The 23895-nt window shown below is 59.5% G+C and carries 22 protein-coding genes; 9 read left to right on the forward strand and 13 right to left on the reverse strand.

Going from position 1 to position 23895, the window contains the following annotated elements; genetic code table 11:
• Window positions 1–469 precede the first annotated feature (469 nt).
• Entirely contained in the window at window positions 470–811 is a 342-nt protein-coding gene (locus KW848_RS03395) for a DUF6124 family protein (RefSeq protein ID WP_218535731.1), read from the reverse strand.
• 129 nt (window positions 812–940) lie between these two features.
• On the opposite strand from KW848_RS03395, the gene KW848_RS03400 reads away from it, so the two are divergent.
• Window positions 941–1591: a LexA family transcriptional regulator gene (locus KW848_RS03400; RefSeq protein WP_111449051.1), complete on the forward strand. Its 651-nt coding sequence runs from the start codon at window positions 941–943 to the stop codon at window positions 1589–1591.
• 39 nt (window positions 1592–1630) lie between these two features.
• Here the strand turns inward: KW848_RS03400 and KW848_RS03405 are convergent, their stop codons facing one another.
• From KW848_RS03405 to KW848_RS03420, 4 genes are all read right to left on the reverse strand, one after another.
• The gene (locus KW848_RS03405) at window positions 1631–3586 is read right to left on the reverse strand and encodes an acetyl/propionyl/methylcrotonyl-CoA carboxylase subunit alpha (protein WP_218535734.1); all 1956 of its coding nucleotides are present in this window, start codon (window positions 3584–3586) and stop codon (window positions 1631–1633) included.
• Window positions 3586–4401: a gamma-carboxygeranoyl-CoA hydratase gene (locus tag KW848_RS03410; protein WP_134099249.1), complete on the reverse strand. Its 816-nt coding sequence runs from the start codon at window positions 4399–4401 to the stop codon at window positions 3586–3588. Before KW848_RS03410 ends, KW848_RS03405 begins: the two co-directional genes overlap by 1 nt.
• Window positions 4402–4516: 115 nt before the next feature.
• Entirely contained in the window at window positions 4517–6124 is a 1608-nt protein-coding gene (locus KW848_RS03415) for a carboxyl transferase domain-containing protein (RefSeq protein ID WP_218535736.1), read from the reverse strand.
• Window positions 6125–6136: 12 nt separating this feature from the next.
• Window positions 6137–7300 (reverse strand): isovaleryl-CoA dehydrogenase, encoded by a 1164-nt coding sequence (locus KW848_RS03420; protein ID WP_046047545.1) that lies wholly within the window; start codon window positions 7298–7300, stop codon window positions 6137–6139.
• A 295-nt stretch (window positions 7301–7595) separates the two neighbouring features.
• Between KW848_RS03420 and KW848_RS03425 the strand changes: the two genes are divergently transcribed.
• Window positions 7596–9293 (forward strand): AMP-binding protein, encoded by a 1698-nt coding sequence (locus KW848_RS03425; RefSeq protein ID WP_218535738.1) that lies wholly within the window; start codon window positions 7596–7598, stop codon window positions 9291–9293.
• Between the two features lie 683 nt (window positions 9294–9976).
• Here KW848_RS03425 and KW848_RS03430 read toward each other — a convergent pair.
• The 3 genes from KW848_RS03430 to KW848_RS03440 all read right to left on the reverse strand — a co-directional run bounded on the left by KW848_RS03430 (window position 9977) and on the right by KW848_RS03440 (window position 12549).
• Entirely contained in the window at window positions 9977–10876 is a 900-nt protein-coding gene (locus KW848_RS03430) for a hydroxymethylglutaryl-CoA lyase (RefSeq protein ID WP_218535740.1), read from the reverse strand.
• A 144-nt stretch (window positions 10877–11020) separates the two neighbouring features.
• Complete coding sequence (locus tag KW848_RS03435; RefSeq protein ID WP_076027992.1) at window positions 11021–11422, reverse strand: MerR family DNA-binding transcriptional regulator; 402 nt, start codon at window positions 11420–11422, stop codon at window positions 11021–11023.
• A gap of 197 nt (window positions 11423–11619) precedes the next feature.
• Window positions 11620–12549: a LysR family transcriptional regulator gene (locus KW848_RS03440; protein ID WP_008148497.1), complete on the reverse strand. Its 930-nt coding sequence runs from the start codon at window positions 12547–12549 to the stop codon at window positions 11620–11622.
• 189 nt (window positions 12550–12738) lie between these two features.
• Between KW848_RS03440 and KW848_RS03445 the strand changes: the two genes are divergently transcribed.
• Entirely contained in the window at window positions 12739–13968 is a 1230-nt protein-coding gene (locus tag KW848_RS03445) for an acyl-CoA dehydrogenase (RefSeq protein ID WP_111449044.1), read from the forward strand.
• Between the two features lie 105 nt (window positions 13969–14073).
• Here the strand turns inward: KW848_RS03445 and KW848_RS03450 are convergent, their stop codons facing one another.
• On the reverse strand, window positions 14074–14880 hold the full coding sequence (locus KW848_RS03450; protein ID WP_111449043.1) for a TatD family hydrolase: 807 nt from the start codon (window positions 14878–14880) through the stop codon (window positions 14074–14076).
• Between the two features lie 235 nt (window positions 14881–15115).
• Here KW848_RS03450 and KW848_RS03455 point away from each other — a divergent pair, with 235 nt between their 5' ends.
• From KW848_RS03455 to KW848_RS03465, 3 genes are all read left to right on the forward strand, one after another.
• On the forward strand, window positions 15116–16537 hold the full coding sequence (locus KW848_RS03455) for a transglycosylase SLT domain-containing protein (protein ID WP_218535742.1): 1422 nt from the start codon (window positions 15116–15118) through the stop codon (window positions 16535–16537).
• 103 nt (window positions 16538–16640) lie between these two features.
• Window positions 16641–17075, forward strand: a complete 435-nt coding sequence (locus tag KW848_RS03460) for a DoxX family protein (RefSeq protein ID WP_123366204.1) — start codon at window positions 16641–16643, stop codon at window positions 17073–17075.
• A gap of 245 nt (window positions 17076–17320) precedes the next feature.
• On the forward strand, window positions 17321–17629 hold the full coding sequence (locus KW848_RS03465; RefSeq protein WP_111449040.1) for a class I SAM-dependent methyltransferase: 309 nt from the start codon (window positions 17321–17323) through the stop codon (window positions 17627–17629).
• An 18-nt stretch (window positions 17630–17647) separates the two neighbouring features.
• Here the strand turns inward: KW848_RS03465 and greB are convergent, their stop codons facing one another.
• The 3 genes from greB to KW848_RS03480 are packed head-to-tail and all read right to left on the reverse strand — an operon-like array spanning window position 17648 to window position 21367.
• Complete coding sequence (greB, locus tag KW848_RS03470; RefSeq protein ID WP_111449039.1) at window positions 17648–18145, reverse strand: transcription elongation factor GreB; 498 nt, start codon at window positions 18143–18145, stop codon at window positions 17648–17650.
• A 34-nt stretch (window positions 18146–18179) separates the two neighbouring features.
• Entirely contained in the window at window positions 18180–20684 is a 2505-nt protein-coding gene (locus KW848_RS03475; protein ID WP_218535744.1) for an ABC transporter permease, read from the reverse strand.
• Window positions 20684–21367 (reverse strand): ABC transporter ATP-binding protein, encoded by a 684-nt coding sequence (locus tag KW848_RS03480; protein WP_008148510.1) that lies wholly within the window; start codon window positions 21365–21367, stop codon window positions 20684–20686. Before KW848_RS03480 ends, KW848_RS03475 begins: the two co-directional genes overlap by 1 nt.
• 10 nt (window positions 21368–21377) lie before the next feature.
• Between KW848_RS03480 and KW848_RS03485 the strand changes: the two genes are divergently transcribed.
• The 3 genes from KW848_RS03485 to KW848_RS03495 all read left to right on the forward strand — a co-directional run bounded on the left by KW848_RS03485 (window position 21378) and on the right by KW848_RS03495 (window position 23407).
• Entirely contained in the window at window positions 21378–21983 is a 606-nt protein-coding gene (locus KW848_RS03485) for an arylesterase (protein WP_218535746.1), read from the forward strand.
• Window positions 21984–22039: 56 nt separating this feature from the next.
• The gene (locus tag KW848_RS03490; RefSeq protein WP_003226812.1) at window positions 22040–22333 is read left to right on the forward strand and encodes a hypothetical protein; all 294 of its coding nucleotides are present in this window, start codon (window positions 22040–22042) and stop codon (window positions 22331–22333) included.
• A 102-nt stretch (window positions 22334–22435) separates the two neighbouring features.
• Window positions 22436–23407 (forward strand): L,D-transpeptidase family protein, encoded by a 972-nt coding sequence (locus KW848_RS03495; protein ID WP_218535748.1) that lies wholly within the window; start codon window positions 22436–22438, stop codon window positions 23405–23407.
• Window positions 23408–23531: 124 nt separating this feature from the next.
• Here KW848_RS03495 and oprI read toward each other — a convergent pair whose 3' ends face one another.
• A complete protein-coding gene (oprI, locus tag KW848_RS03500; RefSeq protein ID WP_002553018.1) occupies window positions 23532–23783 on the reverse strand; it encodes an outer membrane lipoprotei OprI in 252 nt (83 codons plus the stop codon).
• Window positions 23784–23895 lie beyond the last annotated feature (112 nt).

The following is a 23895-nucleotide window of genomic DNA, read 5'->3' on the forward strand; positions in this document are numbered from 1 at the left end:
TATGATTTTATGGCTGTTACTTTACACGCTGGGAAGGGAAAAACCGGGGGAAATTCTGGGTGAAGCGGGGGGGCGTCCTCCTTGACGCCGACGAAGCTTAGAGACTGTGCGATTGATTCTCAAGCGCTATTTATGAATAGTTTGGGCCAATGAAGCCGGGCTTCTCTTGCCAATGGATATTCTTTTGATATCATCCGCGCCATTCGAATTTGCAGCACCTAAAGACTTCATTAGCCTGAAGGTAAAGCCAGAATAACTGGCAAAAAAAAGACCCGGCAAAAAGCCGGGTCAAAAACCGTGATTAGCCTGATGAGGAGATAGTCCAGGAGACCGACCTAAGGTCACTTGGACAATCGACTGATCTCGCGACCAGCTGCGTGCAATAATAATCATTCTCGTTTGCAAGTCAAATGTTTTTATCTGCGCGATTGGAAAGTTCTTTCCCGTCCTCCTTGTCAGTACCCGTGTCTCACCCGTTCTGATCGCCCTCCAGGGATCGATCCACCATCGCCCTGGCCATGTCGATCATGTGCACCGTCGAAATCGCCAGGTCCCGACTTGCGCCCTGCAAATTGTTGGCTGACTCGTACGCGATAGCGGCTGCACAACGCAGCAAATCGGTGGCATGGACCAGCGCCTCTTCGCAGCTGATGTTGCGGTTTACGTCAAAGAAACGTTCTTCGACCACGTCCTCTGAAACAGCTGGTTTCAAGTAATAGTCCAGCGCTCGTTGCGCGGCGGCAGAGCCTTTGGGCGAGGTGAGGGAAGTGTCGATGTGCATGTCAGGCAGGTCGTTGCAGGGGATGGACATGGCGATGGCAAACTCCGTGATAGATTCAGATCCGTGAACCCATCCTAGTACGTACTGTATTTATGACGAGAGATTAAATACTACAATTTGTGTTTTGACGGCTGGAGGCGCCCACGTATCGTGCCGCACATGGATAAATGGATTGAATTGGTCAAGGCCAAGATGAGTGAACTCAAAGTCACTCAAGAAGAACTCGCAGATCGCCTCGGGATGTCCCAGGGCGGCGTCGGCCACTGGCTGAACAAACGCCGCGACCCCGGCGTCGTCAACATGAACCGTGTGTTGAAGGCGCTGGGCATGGACTTTCTCGAAGTGGTGCTGGTGATCCGCGAACCCCTCATCCTGGAAGAGGAGGAGATGCCTCTGGCGCTGAAGTACAACCCGTACTTCCGCTACCCGGTCAGTGACTGGAAGGAGCCGGCGCAGCTGCGCGATGGTGAGCTGACGGTGTATCGCAAGGAGGAACGCTTCGAGCTGACCGACTACCACGCCCAGGGCCCGGCCTTCTGGCTGAGTGTGGTGGGCGATGCGATGACCGCGCCCACGGGTATCAGCATTGCCGAGGGCATGATGATCCTGGTGGACCCGGCCATCGTGCCGGAACCCGGAAAACTGGTGATCGCCCAGTGGCCGGACAGCGCCGAGGCGACCTTTCGCAAGCTGATCGAAGAGGGCGGGCAGCGTTACCTGGTCCCGCTCAATCCGACCTATCCGAAGGCTATCTTCACCGACGAGTGCCGAATTATCGGCGTAGTGGTCCAGGCAACCGCTAAATTCTAATCAGATCGGTCCTCGCAAGACGTAGGACCGATCTTCATTTCATGCTTCTTCAAACTCGACCAGCGCACTGCCTTCGCTGACCATCTCGCCTTCCTGGCAATACAGCGCCTTGATCACCCCGGCGTGTGGCGCACGAATGCTGTGCTCCATCTTCATCGCCTCCAGCACCACCAACTGCGCCCCGGCTTCGACCGTTTGCCCGGCTTGCACCAATACCCGCACGATGCTGCCATTCATGGGCGCGGTCAGCCCGCCGTGATGGCTGTGACTGGCCTCGACGGCGCTGATCGGGTCGTAGGACTCGATGCGGCGCAATTCACCTTCCCATTGCAGATACAGAACGTCGCCCCGGCGGATTGCCCGATGCTGGCGGCGCAGGCCGTTGTGCTCGGTCAGCAGTTGCTCGCCCTTGAGTTGAGCGGTGTGGGCATCAGCGTCGCCCAATGTCAGCGCGCGATCCTGGCTTTCACAACTCAAGTGCAGGGTGATTTCTGTCGGCAGTCCGGCACGGAAACCATTGCTGTTGGCCCAAGGCGAAACCGGGTCATCGGCTCGTGGAGAACTCGGCTGGCTTTGAGCAAAAGCCTGGGCGGCGGCTTGCCAGAATTCGTCACTGAGGTCTGAGGCGACTGGCAGTAGTTCTTCCTGATAACGCGGAATGAATCCGGTATCCAGTTCGGCCGCTGCAAACGCCTGATGGCCAACGATCCGGCGCAGGAAGTTGATGTTGGTCTTGAGCCCGCCAATGGCAAACTCATCGAGCATGCTGAGCAGCCGCAGTCGCGCCTGTTCACGATCCTCGCCCCAGGCAATCAGTTTGCCGAGCATCGGGTCGTAGAACGGCGAGATCTCATCGCCTTCTTCGACACCACTGTCCACCCGTCGTCCCGGACCTTGCGCGGATTCACGATACAGCTCCAGTCGACCGGTCGCCGGCAGGAAATCATTGCCCGGGTCTTCGGCATACAACCGCACTTCGATGGCATGGCCGATCAGCGGAACCTCGGCCTGAGTCATCGGCAGCGCTTCGCCACGGGCCACACGAATCTGCCAGGCCACCAGATCGAGGCCGGTGATGGCTTCGGTGACCGGGTGTTCGACTTGCAGGCGTGTGTTCATCTCCATGAAGAAGAACTCACCCCGCGAATCCAGCAGGAATTCCACAGTGCCGGCGCCGACATAACCGATGGCCTGTGCCGATCGCACGGCGGCCTCACCCATGGCGCGACGCAGTTCCGGGCTCAAGCCAGGAGCGGGTGCTTCTTCAACGACTTTTTGGTGCCGACGCTGGATCGAGCAATCACGTTCGTTGAGGTACAGGCAGTTGCCATGCTGGTCGGCGAACACCTGGATTTCCACGTGACGCGGTTTGAGCAGGTACTTCTCCACCAGCATCCGCGAATCACCGAACGAGGATTTCGCTTCACGTTGGGCCGAGGCCAGGGCTTCGGCCAACTGGCTGACGTCCTCGACCACTTTCATGCCTTTGCCGCCACCGCCCGCAGTGGCCTTGAGCAGCACCGGATAACCGATGCGTTCGCAGGCGTCGCGGAAGGTGTCGAGGTCCTGAGCTTCGCCGTGATAGCCAGGCACCAGCGGCACGCCGGCGGTTTCCATCAAGGCTTTGGCGGCGGATTTGCTGCCCATGGCGTCGATGGCCGAGGCGGGCGGGCCGAGGAAAATCAGGCCCGCATCTTCGATCGCACGGGCGAACCCGGCGTTCTCGGAAAGAAAGCCATAACCCGGATGAATCGCCTGAGCGCCGCTGGCCTTGGCGGCGGCGATCAGTTTGTCGATTTGCAGGTAACTATCAGCGGCTTTGCTGCCGCCGAGGTCGACGCGGATATCTGCTTCGCGGCTGTGTCGGGCTTCACGGTCGGTGGCGCTGTGCACGGCCACGGTGGTCAGGCCCAGGGCTTTGGCGGTGCGCATCACCCGGCAAGCGATTTCGCCGCGGTTGGCCACCAGCAGGGTGGTGAGAACAGGTGCGCTCATCAACGCGGCTCCTTGGTGGTGGTTTCGGCTTGCCAGCTCGGCGGACGTTTTTGCAGAAAGGCCCGCAGGCCTTCCTGACCTTCGGGGCTGACGCGGATGCGGGCGATGGCGTTTTCGGTGTAGCGGCGTAGTGCCGGGGTCAGCGCGCCGTGGCCGACTTCGCGCAGCAAATCCTTGCTGGCACGCATGGCGGCCGGGCTGTTGAGCAGCAGGTTGTCGATCCACTGTTCGACTTTTTGCTCCAGCTCAGCGATCGGATAACTCTCCGACAACAAGCCGATTTCCCGCGCTCGTTGTCCGCCGAAACGCTCGGCAGTCAGCGCGTAGCGACGTGCCGCGCGCTCACCGATGGCTTGCACCACGAACGGACTGATCACCGCCGGGGCCAGGCCGATACGCACTTCCGACAGGCAGAACTGCGCGTCATCGGCGCCGATGGCCATGTCGCAGCAACTGATCAGGCCCAGCGCACCACCGAATGCAGCGCCTTGCACCACCGCCAGCGTCGGGACTTTCAGCTTGGCGAGGTTGTACATCAACTCCGCCAGTTCCCGGGCATCGTCGAGATTGGTGTGGTAATCGAGTTCGGCCGATTGCTGCATCCAGGCCAGATCCGCGCCGGCGCTGAAATGCTTGCCGCGTCCGCGCACCAGCAGAAACCGCAGGCTGGTGTCGCTCGACACTTTGTCCAGGGCGAGGATCAGTTCGCGGATCATTTCGGCGTTGAAGGCGTTGTTCTTTTCTTCACGGCTGAGCCACAGGGTCGCAAAACCACGCGGGTCGGTCAGCAGTTCGAGGGTGTTGAAGTCGCTCATATATATCCGTCTCCACAACTCTTGTGGGAGCGGGCTTGCTCGCGAAGAACGATAACGCGGTGCATCAGGTAAACCGCGGTGAACCCTTCGCGAGCAAGCCCGCTCCTACAGAAAATCACATCCGGAACACGCCGAAGCGGCTCGGTTCGATTGGCGCGTTCAGCGACGCCGACAAGGCCAGGGCCAATACATCGCGGGTTTGCGCCGGGTCGATGACGCCGTCGTCCCACAACCGGGCGCTGGAGTAGTAGGGATGACCCTGCTCTTCATATTGGTCGAGGATCGGTTGCTTGATCTCGGCTTCCTGCTCGGCGCTGAAACCGTGGCCACTGCGTTCGGCCTGTTCGCGTTTCACCTGCACCAAAACACCCGCCGCCTGCTCGGCACCCATCACGCCGATGCGTGCGTTCGGCCACATCCACAGGAAACGTGGATCGTAAGCTCGCCCGCACATGCCGTAATTACCGGCACCGAAACTGCCGCCGATGATCAGGGTGAATTTCGGCACCTTGGCGCACGCCACGGCGGTCACCAGTTTCGCGCCGTGCTTGGCGATGCCGCCGGCCTCGTATTTCTGGCCGACCATGAAACCGGTGATGTTTTGCAGGAACAGCAGCGGAATGCCGCGCTGACAGGCCAGCTCGATGAAGTGCGCGCCTTTCTGCGCGGCTTCGGCGAACAGAATGCCGTTGTTGGCGAGGATCGCGATCGGGTAACCGTGCAAATGGGCGAAGCCGCACACCAGGGTCGTCCCGAACAGTGCTTTGAATTCGTCGAACACCGAACCATCCACCAACCGCGCAATCACTTCACGCACGTCGAACGGCTGCTTGGCATCCGCCGACACCACGCCGTACAACTCGTCGCTGGCGTAAAGCGGGGCGATCGGCGTGCGCTGTTGCAGCTCACCGAGTTTGCGCCAGTTGAGGTTGGCAATGCTGCGCCGCGCAATGGCCAAGGCGTGTTCGTCGCTCTCGGCGTAGTGGTCGGCTACCCCGGAAATCTTGCAGTGCACATCGGCCCCGCCGAGGTCTTCGGCGCTGACCACTTCACCGGTCGCGGCTTTTACCAGCGGCGGGCCGGCGAGGAAAATCGTCGCTTGCTCACGCACCATGATCGCTTCGTCGGCCATGGCCGGTACGTACGCGCCACCGGCAGTGCAGGAACCCATGACCACCGCGATTTGCGGGATGCCCATGGCGCTCATGTTGGCCTGGTTGAAGAAGATCCGTCCGAAGTGCTCACGGTCCGGGAACACCTCATCCTGACGTGGCAGGTTGGCGCCGCCAGAGTCCACCAGATAGATGCACGGCAAGCGATTCTGCTGGGCGATGGTTTGGGCGCGCAGGTGTTTTTTCACGGTCAGCGGGTAATACGAGCCACCTTTTACGGTGGCGTCGTTGGCGACGATCATGCATTCGACGCCTTCCACGCGACCGATCCCGGCAATCACGCCAGCGGCCGGAACGTCTTCGCCATACACCTCGTAGGCCGCCAATTGGCTGATCTCAAGAAACGGCGAACCCGGATCGAGCAGGCGATTGATCCGTTCACGAGGCAGCAGTTTGCCCCGCGAGGTGTGGCGCTCTTGCGCCTTCGGGCCGCCACCTTGCTGCACTTTGGTGAGCAGGGTGTGCAGGTCGTCGACCTGTTTGAGCATCGCCGCGCTGTTGGTCGCGAACTCCGCCGAACGGGGGTTGAGCTGGGTATGCAGGATAGCCATGGACAGCTCCGTTTAGCGGGTTTCGTTGAACAGTTCGCGACCGATCAGCATGCGACGGATCTCACTGGTGCCGGCACCGATTTCGTACAGCTTGGCGTCACGCAGCAGACGACCGGCCGGGAATTCGTTGATGTAGCCATTGCCACCGAGAATCTGGATCGCGTCGAGGGCCATTCGGGTCGCGCATTCGGCGCTGTAGAGGATGACGCCGGCGGCGTCCTTGCGGGCGGTTTCGCCGCGCTCGCACGCTTGCGCTACCGCATAGAGGTAGGCGCGGCTGGCGTTGAGTTGGGTGTACATGTCGGCGACCTTGCCCTGGATCAACTGGAATTCGCCGATGCTTTGGCCGAACTGCTTGCGGTCGTGGATGTACGGCACGATCAAGTCCATGCAGGCCTGCATGATCCCGGTCGGGCCGCCGGACAGGACAACGCGTTCGTAATCGAGGCCGCTCATCAGCACCTTCACGCCGCCATTGAGCACGCCGAGGATGTTTTCTTCCGGTACTTCGACGTCATCGAAGAACAGCTCGCAGGTGTTGGAACCGCGCATGCCGAGCTTGTCGAATTTGTTGCTGCGGCTGAAGCCTTTGGAATCACGTTCTACGATGAACGCGGTGATGCCGTGGGGGCCTTTTTCCAGGTCGGTCTTGGCGTAGATCACGTAGGTGTTGGCGTCCGGGCCGTTGGTGATCCAGGTCTTGCTGCCGTTGAGGACGTAGTGATCGCCGCGTTTATCGGCGCGCAGTTTCATCGACACCACGTCGGAACCGGCATTCGGTTCGCTCATGGCCAGGGCGCCGATGTGTTCGCCGCTGATCAGCTTCGGCAGGTATTTGGTTTTCTGTTCGTGATTGCCATTGCGGTTGATCTGGTTGACGCAGAGGTTGGAGTGCGCGCCGTAGGACAGGGCGACCGAGGCCGAACCGCGGCTGATTTCTTCCATGATCACCACGTGCGCCAGGTAACCCAGGCCAGCACCGCCGTATTCTTCCGGGACGGTCACACCCAGCAGGCCCATGTCGCCGAATTTACGCCACAGGTCGGCGGGGAACAGGTTGTCGATGTCGATCTGAGCGGCGCGTGGTGCGATCTCTTTGGCGACGAAGGACTGAACCTGATCGCGCAGCATGTCGATGGTTTCACCGAGGGCAAAGTTCAGGGATGGGTAGCTCATGGGTCACCTTTTGGCATTTTTGTAGGGTAGGGAGGGCCGTGATTTGGTTCTCACCTTTACGTTAACGTAAGCCTGTGACGAATGGCTGTCAATCGCCCTTTACGTTAACGTCAACTTGAGCGAGAGTAGAGCCAGTTTCGACACGGTAACGCGGACCGACTCTGTGGGAGCGGGCTTGCTCGCGAATGCGGTTTGTCATTCAACATTCATGTCGATTGACCCGCCGCTTTCGCGAGCAAGCCCGCTCCCACAGGTGACGTTCGGCAACCCACTAATAAAGACAATAGGGGTCGTCATGGATCAACCCAGTGCAAACCCGCAGCGCAGTTACACCCGTGGTTCCCAGGACAAAGCCTTGCTGGCGATGACCATTGGCGAGGCGTTCGATAACACCGTTGCGCAGTACCCGACCGGGGAGGCGCTGGTCGTGCGCCATCAACAGTTGCGCTACACCTGGCAGCAACTGGCCGAAGCCGTGGATCTGCATGCCAAAGCGCTGTTGGCGCTGGGCTTGCAGACCGGTGATCGTCTGGGTATCTGGGCACCGAACTGCGCCCAATGGTGTATCAGCCAGTTCGCCAGCGCGAAAATCGGCGTGATTCTGGTCAACATCAACCCGGCCTACCGCAGTTCCGAACTCGAATACGTGTTGAAGCAATCCGGTTGCCAATGGCTGGTCTGCGCCGGTGCCTTCAAGACCTCCGACTATCACGGGATGCTGCAGGGCCTCGTTCCCGAGCTGGCTGAGCAATCCATCGGAAAATTGCAGAGCGAACGCCTGCCGGAGCTGCGCGGTGTCATCAGCCTTGATGCTCAGCCGCCATCGGGTTTCCTGCCGTGGTCGCAATTGACCGATCTCGCGGGGAGCGTGTCGGCGCAGCAGTTGAGTGAACGTCAACACTGCCTGCATTTCGACCAGGCGGTAAACATCCAGTACACCTCCGGCACCACCGGTTTCCCCAAGGGCGCGACCCTCAGTCACTACAACATTCTCAACAACGGTTACATGGTCGGCGAAAGCCTCGGCTTGACCGCGAGTGATCGCCTGGTCATTCCGGTGCCGCTGTATCACTGCTTCGGCATGGTCATGGGCAACCTCGGTTGCATGACCCACGGCAGCACCATGATTTATCCCAACGATGCGTTCGATCCACTGCTGACCCTGACTACCGTCGCCGAAGAAAAGGCCACCGCGCTTTACGGCGTACCGACCATGTTCATCGCCATGCTCGATCAGCCAAAGCGCTCTGAATTCGATCTGTCGAGCCTGCGCACCGGGATCATGGCGGGGGCGACCTGTCCGATCGAAGTGATGCGTCGGGTCATCAGTGAAATGCACATGAGCGAAGTGCAGATTGCCTACGGCATGACGGAAACAAGTCCGGTGTCGTTGCAGACCGGTCCGTCAGACGAACTGGAATTGCGCGTCACCACCGTCGGTCGCACCCAGCCACAACTGGAAAGCAAGATCATCGACGAGGCGGGCAATCTCGTGCCGCGCGGCACTATCGGTGAGCTGTGCACCCGCGGCTACAGCGTGATGCTCGGTTACTGGAACAACCCGCAAGGCACCGCGGAAGCCATCGACCAGGCCGGCTGGATGCACACCGGTGATCTGGCGAGCATGAACGACGAAGGCTACGTATGCATTGCCGGACGTAACAAGGACATGATCATCCGCGGCGGTGAGAATGTTTACCCGCGGGAGCTGGAAGAGTTCTTCTTTACCCATCCGGCGGTGGCGGATGTGCAAGTGATCGGGATTCCGTGCTCGCGGTATGGCGAAGAGATTGTCGCCTGGATCAAATTCCATCCGGGCCACAGTGCTACCGAGCAGGAGCTGCAAGCGTGGTGCAAGGAGCGCATCGCGCACTTCAAGACACCGCGTTACTTTAAATTCGTCGATGAGTTTCCGATGACCGTGACCGGGAAGATCCAGAAGTTTCGGATGCGTGAGATCAGTATCGAGGAATTGCGCGGTAACCAAGACTGACAACATTCCCCTTGTGGGAGCGGGCTTGCTCGCGAACGCGGTGGATCAGTCGACACATGCAGTGACTGACACGCCGCGTTCGCGAGCAAGCCCGCTCCCACAATTTGATCGAGGAAAACACGAATGCCGGAAAGCACAAAGGGGAGCCGAAGCTCCCCTTTAATTTTGTCGTTGCGCGTGCTCTTTTTTTATTATTGAGGGGCGGTCTGTTGTTGTTTTTGGAAACCGTGACCCTTTACCGCTGTTTTTGTCGATCCCCATCCGGGATCAAGAGCAAACGTATTTTTTTGAGCGCTGATCTACTTTTTCGCTAAGCGATCCAACCAGTTCGGGAGCTACCTGAAGGTAGTTTTATTGTTCTCTGCCCGGTTGCGGGTTACTCCGAAAAGCACCCTGAAAAGCACATCCTCTCCAAAAAAATCTGTTAGCTGCGTCTCTGCCGTGTTGTTTTTGTTATGTCAGAGTCGTTACGTCTTATTTTTATTAGGTTTGCCGCTTTTTTTGTTCTTGTTATGCCATAGAGATAGCAGAAGGCGTGCCAACTTTTAAAAATCCTTTTAAATCAATAGTTTATGATTTTGTCGGATTTTTCGTTCCGTCAAAACCCGACAATTTGTTTCCGTGTTACTCGCTTGCGCCCCACGTTTCAGACGCGGCGGTAACACCCCGGCACAGCCGCGCACTCACTGTGCGCTACGAGCCTTGGCCACGCGCGAACCGGTCGGTCGCCCCAGCACTGTGCAAATCTGCTGACCGGCCAGAATCAAGGCGTCCAGGTCGATACCGGTCTCGATACCCAGGCCATTGAGCAGGTAAACCACGTCTTCGGTCGCGACGTTACCGCTGGCGCCCTTGGCGTATGGGCAGCCGCCGAGGCCGGCGATGGAGCTGTCGAACACCGAGATGCCTTCCAGCAGGCTGGCGTAAATGTTGGCCATGGCCTGGCCATAGGTGTCGTGGAAGTGCCCGGCCAGTTTTTCACGGGGTACATCGGCCGACACCACGTCGATCATCTTGCGGGTCGCGCCAGCGGTGCCGGTGCCGATGGTGTCGCCCAGGGAAACTTCATAGCAGCCCATCGCGTAGAGCTCGCGAGCGACCCGAGCGACTTGTGCAGGCGCGACGTTACCTTCGTAAGGGCAGCCCAGCACACAGGACACGTAACCGCGCACGCTGACACCGTGTTGCCTGGCGGCGTCCATGATCGGCACGAAACGCTCCAGGCTTTCGCTGATCGAGCAATTGATATTGCGCTGGGAAAACGATTCCGACGCGGCAGCGAAGACCGCGACTTCCTTGACCCCGGCTGCAATGGCGTCTTCAAACCCGCGCAGGTTCGGGGCGAGTGCACCATACGTCACGCCAGGCTTGCGCTGGATTTGCGCGAAGACGTCGGCGGAACCGGCCATTTGCGGTACCCATTTGGGCGACACGAAACTGCCGACTTCTATATAGCCGAGCCCGGCGGCGGTCAGCGCGTCGACCAGTTGCACCTTGTCCGCAACGCTGATGGGTTGGGCTTCGTTTTGCAGACCGTCGCGTGGACCGACTTCGACCAGGCGTACGTGAGTGGGGAGGGACATGGCAATGGACCTATTGTTATGGACGAACACTGTTCAAATGTGGGAGCGGGCTTGCTCGCGAAAGCGGACTTACATTCAACATTGAGGTTGGCTGACTGATCGCCTTCGCGAGCAAGCCCGCTCCCACATTAGATTTGTGTAGACCTATTGAATGACTTGCTGGTTTTTGATGGTCTGTTCCAGCGCCTGGGTGCAACGCTCCTGCGCGGTGTCCAGTTCCAGCTTCATCTGTTCGATGTCTAGCATCTGCTGCTCCAGCTGTTCGCGGCGTTCGGCGATTTTGGTCAGCATGGTTTGCAGCTGTTTCTGATTGCCACCGGTGGGGTCATAGAGTTCGATCAACTCGCGGCATTCGGCCAGGGAGAAACCAATGCGCTTACCCCGCAGGATCAGCTTCAGGCTGACCTTGTCACGGGGCGAGTAAATGCGTTCCTGACCGCGTCGCTCGGGGCTGAGCAGGCCTTGCTCTTCATAAAAGCGAATGGCCCGGGTGGTGATGTCGAGTTCGCGGGCGAGGTCGGAAATGCTATAGGTCTGGCTGCTCATGGAAGCGCTCGAAAAAGGTCATGGCGCTAAGCTAATGGCAGGTTGACGTTTACGTCAAGCAGCATGAATCTTCAGTGTTCTTGCGGGCCCATTCGCGAGCAAGCCCGCTCCCACATTTAACCCAGTTCTTTCAGAAAGAATGCGATCGAATGTGGGGGCGGGCTTGCTCGCGAAGAACGATGACGCGGTGCCAAGTCCTACACTTTATCGAGCTTCTTCTCATGTGCCGTCACCTGCTGGCACAACTCGATCATCTGCTCGCGCATCCAGCGGTTGGCCGGGTCCTGGTCAGTGCTTTCGTGCCAATAAAGGTGGGTTTCCACCGGCGGCACATCGTTGACCGGCAGGTTCACCGAATACAAATCATGGCGACGGGCAAAGCGTTCCGGCACGGTCATCACCATGTCGGTCTGCTGCAACACCTGGGATGCCATCAAGTAATGCTGGGACCGCAGGGCGATCTTGCGCTGGATGCCCATTTTGCCCAAGGCCAGGTCAACATGGCCCAGTCCGCTGCGGCGGCTGGAGATATGGATATGGGTCAGCGACAGGTAATCGTCGAGGGTGAACTTTTCTTTGCCCGCCAGCGGATGGCCCTTGCGCATGGCGCACACGTAACGGTCCTCCATCAACTTGACGTGGCGCACTTGCGGGTCAGTGTTGAGGGGGGCATCGACGGCGAAATCAAGACGCCCGGCCGCCAGTTCCTTGGTGGTCTCGCGGCGCTTGGACAGGAAACTTTCGATGATCACCGTCGGTGCCAGGCGACGCAGGCGCTGGAACAGCGGCGGCAGGATCACCGCTTCAGTGAGGTCGGTCATGCTGATGCGGTAGGTCTTGACCGCCTGCAACGGGTTGAAAATACGGCTTTCCTGCACCGACACCCGCAGCAGGGAGAGGGCGTTGCGCACCGGCCCGATAATGTTCTGCGCCATGGGCGTCGGGACCATGCCCTGAGCGGTACGCACGAACAACGGGTCATTGAAGGTCTCGCGCAGACGGGCCAGGGCGTTCGAGACTGCCGGTTGAGTAATGCCGACAATCTGCCCGGCGCGGGTCAGGTTGGCTTCGGTGTAGATCGCGTCGAAGACGATGAAAAGGTTGAGGTCGACCTTGCTCAGATTCATTGCGCGGCACTCTTATTGTTTGGGGCTTTTTGTTGTGGCCGGAGGCCTTGGCGATCACCCGATCATATATCGGTGATGAATGTTAATACACGCCGAGAATAGGCTAGGTAAATTTTCGTAGCTGTTCTAGCATCGAATGCATGACCTGAACAACTCATCAAAACCCTCAGTCAAAAGGTAGAGCTGCCCATGGATTTCGCTTATTCGCCCAAGGTGCAAGAACTGCGTGAGCGCGTGACCGCGTTCATGGACACCTACGTTTATCCCGCCGAAGCGGTGTTCGAGCGCCAGGTCGCCGAGGGCGATCGCTGGCAGCCGACCGCAATCATGGAGGAGCTCAAACTCAAGGCCAAGGCTGAAGGTTTGTGGAATTTGTTTCTGCCTGAGTCCGAACTCGGCGCCGGCCTGACCAACCTCGAATACGCGCCGTTGGCCGAAATCATGGGTCGTTCGCTGCTGGGCCCGGAGCCGTTCAACTGCTCCGCGCCAGACACCGGGAACATGGAAGTGCTGGTGCGTTACGCCAACGAAGAGCAGAAGCAACGCTGGCTCGAACCGTTGCTGCGCGGCGAGATCCGTTCGGCGTTCGCCATGACTGAACCGGACGTGGCCTCGTCTGACGCCACCAACATGGCCGCCCGCGCCGTGCGTGATGGCGACGAGTGGGTAATCAACGGCAAAAAATGGTGGACTTCAGGCGCCTGCGATCCACGCTGCAAGATTCTGATCTTCATGGGCCTGAGCGATCCTGACGCGCCGCGTCATGCGCAGCACTCGATGATTCTGGTGCCGGTGGATGCCCCGGGCGTGAAGATCGTTCGTCCGTTGCCCGTGTTCGGTTACGACGACGCACCCCACGGTCACGCCGAAGTGTTGTTCGAAAACGTCCGCGTGCCGTACGAAAACGTCCTGCTGGGCGAAGGACGCGGCTTCGAAATCGCTCAGGGTCGCCTTGGCCCGGGACGGATTCACCACTGCATGCGCTCAATCGGCATGGCTGAACGTGCATTGGAACTGATGTGCAAACGGGCGGTAACCCGTACTGCGTTCGGTAAACCTTTGGCACGCCTGGGCGGCAACATCGACAAGATCGCCGACTCGCGGATGGAAATCGACATGGCTCGGCTGCTGACATTAAAAGCGGCGTACATGATGGACACCGTCGGCAACAAGATTGCGAAAAGCGAAATCGCTCAGATCAAGGTTGTCGCACCGAACGTGGCCTTGCGGGTGATCGACCGGGCGATCCAGATCCATGGCGGGGCAGGGGTGTCCAACGATTTCCCACTGGCTTATATGTATGCGATGCAACGCACCCTGCGCTTGGCCGACGGTCCAGACGAAGTGCACCGCGCGGCGATCGGCAAGTTCGAGATCGGCAAGTACGTGCCCAAAGAAATGTTGCGCAACAGCCACTGATTAATGTGGGAGCGGGCTTGCTCGCGAAAGCGGACGGACATTCAAAATCAATTTTGACTGTTCAACCGCTTTCGCGAGCAAGCCCGCTCCCACAGGTTCGGTTCGTCAGTCGACCATTGGCAACCCGTAGAATGCTCGCGCACACGCCGTGCTGTGAGCTGCCAGATCTTCCTCGCTCTCCCCCCGATGCAGCGCCACTTCCCGCAACACTTCGGTCAGATATGCCGGTTCGTTGCGACCATTCTTCGGCTTGGGTCGCAGACTGCGCGGCAACAGATACGGCGCATCGCTCTCCAGCATTAACCGTCCCCGCTTGATCTCTTTCACCAGTGGATGCAGGTGCGTGCCCCGGCGCTCGTCGCAGATCCAGCCGGTGATACCGATGTGCAAATCCAGATCGAGGTAACTGAACAGCGCCTTCTTTTCGCCCGTGAAGCAATGCACCACGGCGGCCGGCAACTGATCACGGTAATCGCGAAGGATTTCCAGCAAGCGCTGGCTGGCATCGCGCTCGTGGAGGAACACCGGCAATTGCAGCTCGACCGCCAACTCCAAGTGCTTTTCCAGGACTTTTTCCTGCTGCGGGCGCGGCGAGAAATCACGATTGAAATCCAACCCGCATTCACCCACCGCCACAACGTTTGGCTCCTTGAGCAAACTGCGCAGACGCTGGGCGCTGTCGGCGTTCCAGTCGCTGGCGCAGTGCGGGTGAATGCCGGCCGTGGCGAACAGCCGTTGAGCCGTTTCATCCAGTTGCCGGCACAGTTCCAGCGCCTGCTCGCTGCCCTCGACACTGGTGCCGGTGAGCACCAATTGGCAGACCCCGGCAGCGTAGGCGCGGTCGAGTACAGCCTGGTGCTTGTCGGCAAAACTGGGGTTGGTCAGGTTGACGCCGATATCGATGAGTTGCATGGTGCTACCTCGGACCAAAGGCCGGAAAGCATATCAGAGCTGTAGATTTATAAGAAAAGCCAAGAACTACAACGAGTTATAGCTGTCTCTTGGTGCCGCGAGACAGGTCAGGGTGGCCAGGGTGCCATCACTGTGCCAGTCTTTCGCACTTTGCCAGCGCTCACGGCGCTCTGTTTCTGTCGTTCGATTTCATGAAAATTCTTGAAGTCGGCCCAGTATTCTTTCTGGAGAGTGGATGATACGTCCCTCGGTTTTGCTACTGCTGTGTTGTTCGTTGCTGCTGCCGATGCCGGCGGTTGCGCGTCTGGCCGGGCCGTTGCAAGCCGTGCCTTCGACCAAAGTGCGAGACTTGGCGGAAATCCGCAGCAGTCGTGTGTTGCGGGTGCTGGTCAACCAGAGCCGCAACAGCTCCGGCGAAGTCCAGGGGCAGGCCATCGGTGTTGAGTACCACCGTTTGCGTGCCTTCGAGCAGTACCTCAACGGTCACGCCCGTGACGGTCAGGAAATTACCCTAAAGATCATTCCCAAGGGCAAGGATCAACTGATCGGTGCTTTGCAGCGCGGCGAGGGTGATCTGGTCGCACCGGGGGAACTGCTGGACCTGCAACCGGGCCACGCGGTCAGCACCAGTGAACCGATTGCCAGCAACATCCCGTTGATATTGGTCGGGATCAAAGGCGAGCGACGTTATACCCGTCTCGAACAACTCTCCGGCAAAACCCTGGCGTTGCCCACCGGCAGTGCCGCCGGGGACGCGGTCAGCCAGATCAATCAAAAGCTCGCCTTGCTCAAACTGCCACCGGTGACCATCGAGTGGGTCGATCCCAGTCTGGCGGTCGAGGATGTGCTGGAGATGGTCCAGGGCGGAATCTTTCACCTGACGATCGTCGAGCAACCCATTGCCGAGCGCTGGGGCAAGATCCTGCCCAAATTGCGTTTCGATCGGCAGGTGCTCATCAGCGAACCGGGCGAAGAGTTCTGGTTCGTGCGCCGCGACGCCTCAATGTTGCGCGCGAGCATTGATCGCTTCCTGAGCGGTTACAAAAAACCATCGGATCAGGATGCCGCGTTCATGCGGATCTATCGACGTCTGTATCAAGTGCACTATCCATTGGCCAAGGCTGATCGGCAGCGCCTCGAAAAACTTCGACCGGTGCTGCAAAAACACGCTGAAGCCCAAGGCATGGACTGGTTGAATCTGGCGGCGCTGGCGTTCAAGGAATCGGCCCTGCAACCCAATGCCCGCAGTGGCAGCGGCCCTACCGGCCTGATGCAGATCACCCCGTCCGCCGCCCAGCGGGTGGGGGTCGACAACATTCAGAATCTCGACGCCAATGTGCAGGCCGGGGCCAAGTACCTGGCGATGATTCGTCGCAAGTTTTTTGCCAGCCCCAAACTCAACGAGCGCGAGCGCATGGCGTTCGTGCTGGCGGCCTACAACATGGGGCCGGAGCGGGTTCAGGGGATGCGTGCCGAGGCTCGTCGGCGCGGTTTGAATCCCAATCAGTGGTTCTTCCAGGTCGAACGCATCGCCATGGAGCAGGTGGGAATGGGCGCCGTCAGCTATGTTAATAGCGTGAACAAGTATTACCTGGCGTTCGATCGGGAGCGGGAGTCGTTGGAGCCCCAGGGGCAGAAAGTTGCCTCACGCAAATAATCGAATAAACTGATTGTTATGGCGCGTTAATTGCGCTTTTAACATGAGATTTACTGATTAATATAGCGGCCAACCAACACACACTGACAACGGATGACACAGCATGAGCACACTGATCAACAAGGTACTGTTTACCCGCGCTGGCTACGGCCTGACTGTCTTGCGGATTTTCGTCGGCATCATCTTCGCTGCCCACGGCTCGCAGAAACTCTTTGGGGCGTTCGGTGGTTACGGCCTGGCGGGCACGGCGCAGTACATGGAAAGCATCGGCCTGGCGCCGGGCTATCTGATGGCGACGCTGGCGGGCGGTACCGAGTTCTTCGCCGGCCTGGCATTGATCATTGGCTTGCTGGTTCGCCCGGCAGCCCTCGGCCTGACCATCCTCTCACTGGTGGCGATCTTCTCGGTGCATCTCCCTCACGGTCTGTTCATGGTCAACAACGGCTATGAATTCGCCCTGGCCCTGCTCGGTGGCACTATCGCGGTGCTGATCGAAGGCGCCGGCAAGCTCTCGGCTGACCGCGCTATCGCCGGCTGACCGCTCTGGCTCAATGAAAAGGCCCGCATTGCGGGCCTTTTTGTTGCTCGTCATTCTTGACACTGTCCGGTCAGCTTCTCTAGGATGCTGCTCATGCGCCGATTTAAACAGCTACTTGCGGGGCGCCAGGTGACTCATTCAGTTGCCGATAGAAGCTTGAAACAGGCTTCGAAATACCGCTAAAGCGCTGGTTCGGTGTTGCCTCTCACCTGCCATGCAGACTTTTGAGGCAGAGACACGACACAATGAATGCACTAAGCCCAGTTATACGCCCCGCGCCGATCACGGCACACCTCACCCAGCGCAATCCAAAAATCCTGCTTGGCGGCAAACATCAGCCGACACTTTTGCGTTATCTCGATGGCTGGCCACGTCGCACCGGTGGGCCTGCGGCCTTCCTGATCCAGTTTGTCGAAGAGGGTGAATCGCTGGCTCGATTTGCCAGCGACAGTTTCGATCTGGCGGTGATTCAATCGCCCAGCCTCCAGGACGCCCCCGAAGTGATCAAGCAATTGATTCGCGTTGCCCGACAGGGGCTGATTACCCGTCGTTGAGGTTTAGAGCGCAGCGGCTCAAAGATAGTCGATCGCCACGATGTACACGCACTGCTCACCGGTCGGTGTCTGGACCCGAACTTCGGCGTCCAGCGCCTTGCCGATTAGGGCACGGGCCAGCGGCGAATCGATGCTGATCAGGCCCTGTTTCAAGTCAAGTTCATCTGGCCCGACGATTCGATAGCGCGACTCTTTGCCGTCCTCGTCTTCAATCGTGACCCAAGCGCCAAAATAAACCTTGTTCGGATCGCTCGGTTTTTCGCTGACGACTTTGAGCGCTTCCAGCCGCTTGGTAAGAAAACGTACGCGACTGTCGATCTCGCGCAGCATTTTTTTGCCGTAGGTGTATTCGGCGTTTTCCGAGCGATCGCCCTGTGCCGCGGCCTCGCTGACTGACTGTGTCACCTGCGGCCGCCGAACATGCCAGAGCTCATGAAACTCGGCCCGCATCCGCGCTTCACCTTCGGGGGTGATCAGCGCGGTGCCAGCGGGGCGGGGAGGGCGATAACGGCTCATGGCAACTTCTTGTGATAGAGAGAGCTTGAGTCTATCAACCCTCGCGCAAGACTGTCAGGGGGCTGGCGTTCAGCGCACGGCGCGTACCAAACACACCGGCTCCCCCGATCAGCACCGCACCGATCAGTGGCAGCACCAACAACCACGGATGCGGGTGCCACGGCAGGTCGAAGGCGTAGCGGTAGAGCACCATACTTACCAGTTCCGAACCCAGCGCCGCCAACAATCCGCTGACCGCCCCCAGCAAACCGAATTCGATCCGCCGGGCCTTGACCAACAGTTGCCGCTCGGCCCCTAGCGCTCGCAACAAGGCGCCTTGTCGAATGCGTTCATCGAGCGTCGCTTGCAGCCCTGAAAACAACACTGCCATCCCCGCCGCCAACACGAACAACAACACATATTCCACCGCCAGGGTGACTTGGGCGAGGATGCTGCGCAGCTGTTCGAGCAAGGCTTCGACTTGCAAGATGGTCACCGCCGGAAACGCCCGGGACAGATCCACGATCTGCTGATCATGACCGGCCGCCAGATAAAAACTGGTCAGGTAGGTCGCTGGCAGATCCTTCAGTGTGCCGGGCTGGAAGATCATGAAGAAGTTAGGCTGGAAGTTGTCCCAGTTGATGTCCCGCAGGCTGGTGACTTTCGCTTCGCGATTGACGCCGCCCACGGTAAACACCATGTGATCGCCGAGCTTGAGTTTCAGGCTTTCGGCGACTTTGCCTTCCACCGATACGCCGGGGATATCGTCCGGCGTCTGTTCGGCCCACCAGTTACCCGCCGTGAGTTTGTTGCCCGCCGGCAAATCCGCCGCCCACGTCAGGCTCAGGTCGCGCTGGATCGCTCGGTCACCGGCCGAATCCTTGCTGACGATTTCCTGTACCGGCTCGCCGTTGATGCTGATCAGCCGTCCAGGTACCACCGGGTATAGCGGCGCCGATTGCGCCGACAATTCGATCAGGCGGTCGGTGAACGCCTGTTTGTCCGCCGGCAAAATGTTCAGCGCGAAATAGTTGGGCGCGTTTTTCGGTAGCTGGTTCTGCCAGGTGTCCAGCAACTCGCCGCGCAACAATGCGATCAGCGCCATGGACAGCAGAATCAAGCCGAAGGCCAGGGATTGCCCAGCCGCCGCCAGTGGATGACGCAGCAATTGGCCCAGCCCGAGGCGCCACGGCAAAGAGGCGCGCGCCAGCATTCGACGCAGACTCTTCAGAAGCAGCAACAGCAAGCCGCCAAGGATCAGCGCTGCGATCACGCCACCGCCGAGCAGGGCGAACGTCAGCAGCAGGTCCAGGCTCAGGCGCCACATGATCAGCCCAAGGGCGCCCAATGCCGCGCCGTAAACCATCCAGGTGCTGGAAGGAATCGGCAGCATGTCTCGACGCAATACCCGCAATGGCGGAACCCTGCCCAGTGCCGCCAGTGGCGGCAAGGCAAAACCGGCCAGCGCCACCAGTCCGGTGCCAATCCCGGCAATGGCAGGAAACAGACCGCCCGGTGGAACGTCGGTGGGTAATAAATCATGCAGCAGCGCAAACAGACCCAGCTGCGCGAACCAGCCGATGAGGGCGCCGCTGATGCTGGCGAGCAGCCCGAGCACCATCAGTTGCAAACTGAACAGCACCATGGTTTCCCGTCGGGACAGCCCCAGGCAACGCAGCAATGCACTGGCATCGAATCGGCGGGTGGCGAAGCGCGTAGCCGACAGCGCCACCGCCACACCCGACAGTAGAACTGCCACCAGGCTGGCCATGTTCAAATAACGCTCGGCCTTGCCCAAGGCGCCGCCGATCTGTTGGTTGCCATCACGGGCATCCTGCAAACGCTGGTTGGCGGCCAGGCCGGGTTTGATCAATTGACGATAGGCTTCCAGCGCCTCGGCTTTACCGCGCCAGAGTTCGCGGTAACTGACCCGGCTGCCGGGTTGCACCACGCCGGTCGCGGCGAGATCGCTGAGGTTGATCAGCACCCTCGGTGTCAGGCTGTAGAAATTGCCGGCGCGATCCGGTTCGTAGGTCAGCACTCGCGCCAGTTTGAGGGTTCGCATACCGACGTCGATGCTGTCGCCGATCTTCAGGTCCAGCGCCGTCAACAGTCGCGCTTCGACCCAGGCTTCACCGGGTTTCGGTCCGCCACCGGGTTCTTCCGGGGCGAAGGGCGCCGGGGCGCTTTTCAGTTCGCCGCGCAGTGGGTAGACGTCATCGGCAGCCTTGATGCTGGACAACTGAATGCCATTGTCAGTGGCGATGACGCTGGAAAACTCCACCACTTGAGCGTGTTCGAGGCCCAGTTCCGTGCCGCTTTTAATCTGTTCGGGCCGTGCCGGAGAGCTGCCTTCAAGCAGCAAGTCGGCACCGAGAAACTCGGTGGCGCGCAGCATCATGGCGCCGTTCAGGCGGGCGCCGAAGTAGCCGATGGCGGTACTCGCCGCCACGGCCACCAGCAAGGCAAAAAACAGCACGCGCAACTCACCGGCGCGAGCGTCGCGCAGCAGTTGGCGGATGGCAAGACTGAACAGGCGCAACAGCGGCAGGCGTGCCATTAAACCTCCAGAGGCGGGACGAGCAGGCCGGCGTCGAGGCGGATCAGGCGTCGGCAGCGATGTGCCAGGCGTTCATCGTGGGTCACCAGCACCAGGGTCGTGCCGCGTTCCTGATTGAGTTCAAACAGCAGATCGCTGATGCGCTCGCCGGTGTGGCTGTCGAGGTTGCCGGTGGGTTCGTCGGCGAACAGCACATCGGGCTCGGCGGCAAAAGCTCGGGCAATCGCCACGCGCTGCTGTTCTCCGCCGGAGAGCTGGCGGGGCGAATGGGTCAGCCGTTGGCCCAGCCCGACGCGTTGCAACAGTTCGGTGGCGCGCTCACGGGCGTCTTTGCGGCCATCGAGTTCCAACGGCAGCATGACGTTTTCCAGGGCGTTGAGGCTGTCCAGCAGCTGGAATGATTGAAAGACAAAACCCACATGCTCGGCGCGGATGCGCGCCCGTTGGTCTTCATCGAGGTTGCTCAGGGCTTGACCCGCGAGCGTGACTTCACCGCTGCTTGGCAGATCGAGACCGGCGAGCAGGCCCAGAAGGGTGGATTTGCCGGAACCGGAGGCACCGACGATGGCCAGACTGTCGCCCTTGTTCAGTTTCAGGCTCAGTTCGTGCAGGATGGTCAGTTCACCTTCCGCGCTGGGAACCACTTTGCTGAGGTTCTTCGCGGTGAGAATGCTTGCGCCCATGGAGAATCCGATGCGTGTGTGGTTTTTGAGTGCTGGCCTGGCCTTGATGTGCATGGCCCAGAACGCAGCGGCGGGAACAGTCCTGATCGTTGGCGATAGTATCAGCGCCGGTTTCGGACTGGATACCCGCTTGGGGTGGGTGTCGCTGCTTGAGCAACGACTCAAGCGCGAAGGTTTCGACGATAAGGTGGTCAATGCGTCCATCAGCGGCGACACCAGCGCCGGAGGCCAGGCGCGCCTGCCCGCGCTGCTTGCAGAGCATAAACCGGAGCTGGTAATCCTTGAGTTGGGCGGCAACGATGGCCTGCGCGGATTGCTGCCAACGCAATTGCAACAAAACCTTGCAGCAATGATCGACAGCTCCCGCGCCAGTGGCGCCAAGGTGCTGCTGCTCGGCATGCAATTGCCACCTAACTACGGTGTTCGTTATACCGAGGCCTTCGCGAAGGTCTACAGCACGCTGGCCGAGGAGAAAAAGATCCCGCTGGTGCCGTTTTTTCTCGACGGCGTGGGTGGTCATCCAGACTTGATGCAGTCCGACGGCTTGCACCCGGCTGTCGGGGCTCAGGGCAAGTTGCTGGAAAATGTCTGGCCTACACTGAAACCGCTGCTTTGACGCTTTTCTAGCGGCGGTGTTTCGGCTAAGGTGGCGCCCCCGATTTGGAGCCCCCGATGCCGCGTCCTGCCTGGTCACTTTTTGCCTATCAACTGATCGAGCCTGACGAACAGCTGGATCTGTTCGCCTGCCAGGAAGTGCGGGTACATCTGGTGACCCGTCAACTGGAGTTGGGCGGCTCGGCGGACCGTACTTTGTGCGGCAGCCTGTTGCCAGCACAACCACGCTGGTCGAGCGTCGATCGTCGTGTGTTCCAGGATCAGCGCCTGTGCTCGCTGTGCCGGGCCATTCTGGAATCGCAAAAACGCGGCACATCGCCGATCTGGCCGGAACTGCGTTTCGAGCTTTAGAAGCCGATAGATTGCTTGCTATCGGTCAACTCCCCGATTTTGCAGACGCCGGTGTACAATCCCGTTTTTATACCCTTGTCGATCATGCGAAGGATTTTCCGGATGTTGCCGCGCTTTCCTGCCGTCACCCGCTACCTGTCTCTCGCCGCCCTCTGTGTGGCGGGTCCCGTAGCAGCATTGGAGCTGCCCCTGCCACCGCCCGGTGAAGACATCGTCGGTCAGATCCAGGTGATCAAGGCCAAGTACGAAGATACCTTCGCCGACCTTGGCACCACCTACGATCTGGGCTATTCGGAAATGGTCGCGGCCAACCCTGGCGTCGATCCATGGCTGCCGGGCGCTGGTACCGAAGTGGTGCTGCCGACGCGTTTCATCCTGCCACCAGGCCCGCGTGAAGGCATCGTCATCAACCTGGCCGAGTACCGCCTCTATTACTTCCCGAAAGGCCGGAACGTGGTGTACACCTTCCCGCTGGGTATCGGTCGTGAAGGCTGGGGCTCGCCGATTGCCCATACCACCATCACCGCCAAGACGCCGAATCCGACCTGGACTCCTCCAGCGTCGATCAAGGCCGAGCACGCCGCCGATGGCGATCCGCTGCCGAACGTGGTGCCGGCCGGCCCGGACAACCCGCTGGGGCCGTTCAAGTTCACGCTGGGCACGCCGGGCTACCTGATCCACGGTTCGAACAAGAAGTTCGGCATCGGCATGCGCACCAGCCACGGTTGCTTCCGCATGTTCAACAACAACGTGCTGGAAATGGCGAGCATGGTGCCGGTAGGCACGTCGGTGCGCATTATCAGCGATCCGTACAAGTTCGGTATCAGTGGCGGCAAGGTGTATCTGGAAGCGCACACGCCGCTGGACGACAAGGGCAACCCTTCTGTGGTCGACAAACACACTGCGGTGATCAACGCGATGCTCAAGCGTGAGGACATCACCAACAACCTGCGCATGAACTGGGATGTGGTCCGCGACGTGGTTGCCGCCGAAGATGGCCTGCCGGTGGAAATCGGAGTGCCGAACGCCTCGGCGCCGATGGTGACGAGTGCGCCGATCGACCCGTTGCAGTAATGCTTGAAAGGAACCCGCCGATGCTGACTGCATCGGCGGGTTTTTTATCGCCGGTACGAAATAGCAGGCAATAAAAAAGCCGACCCAAAAAATGGGTCGGCTTGATAACAACCCCGAAGGATTATTACTTGCGGCTAGCTTTGTCCAGCATGCGCAGAGCACGCTCGTTAGCTTCGTCAGCAGTCTGTTGTGCTTTTTGAGCAGCAGCCAGAGCTTCATCAGCTTTACGGTAAGCTTCGTCTGCACGAGCCTGGGAGCGAGCTGCTGCGTCTTCAGTAGCGGTCAGACGTGCTTCGGTTTCTTTCGATACGCTGCTGCAACCGGTAGCCAGAACTGCGGCCAGAGCCAGAGCAGAGAATTTCAGAACGTTGTTCATCGTGTTCCCCTTCAAGGACTTTCTATTAAGTTAGCTGTCTCCTCAGAGTGAGGAAATAGCCGGCGTACATACTACCCATTACTTGTCGTAAGTAAACTGACGTAAAGCAAGA

It is taken from the genome of Pseudomonas sp. PDM25, assembly GCF_019219045.1.
In the GTDB taxonomy this organism is placed as follows: Bacteria; Pseudomonadota; Gammaproteobacteria; order Pseudomonadales; family Pseudomonadaceae; genus Aquipseudomonas.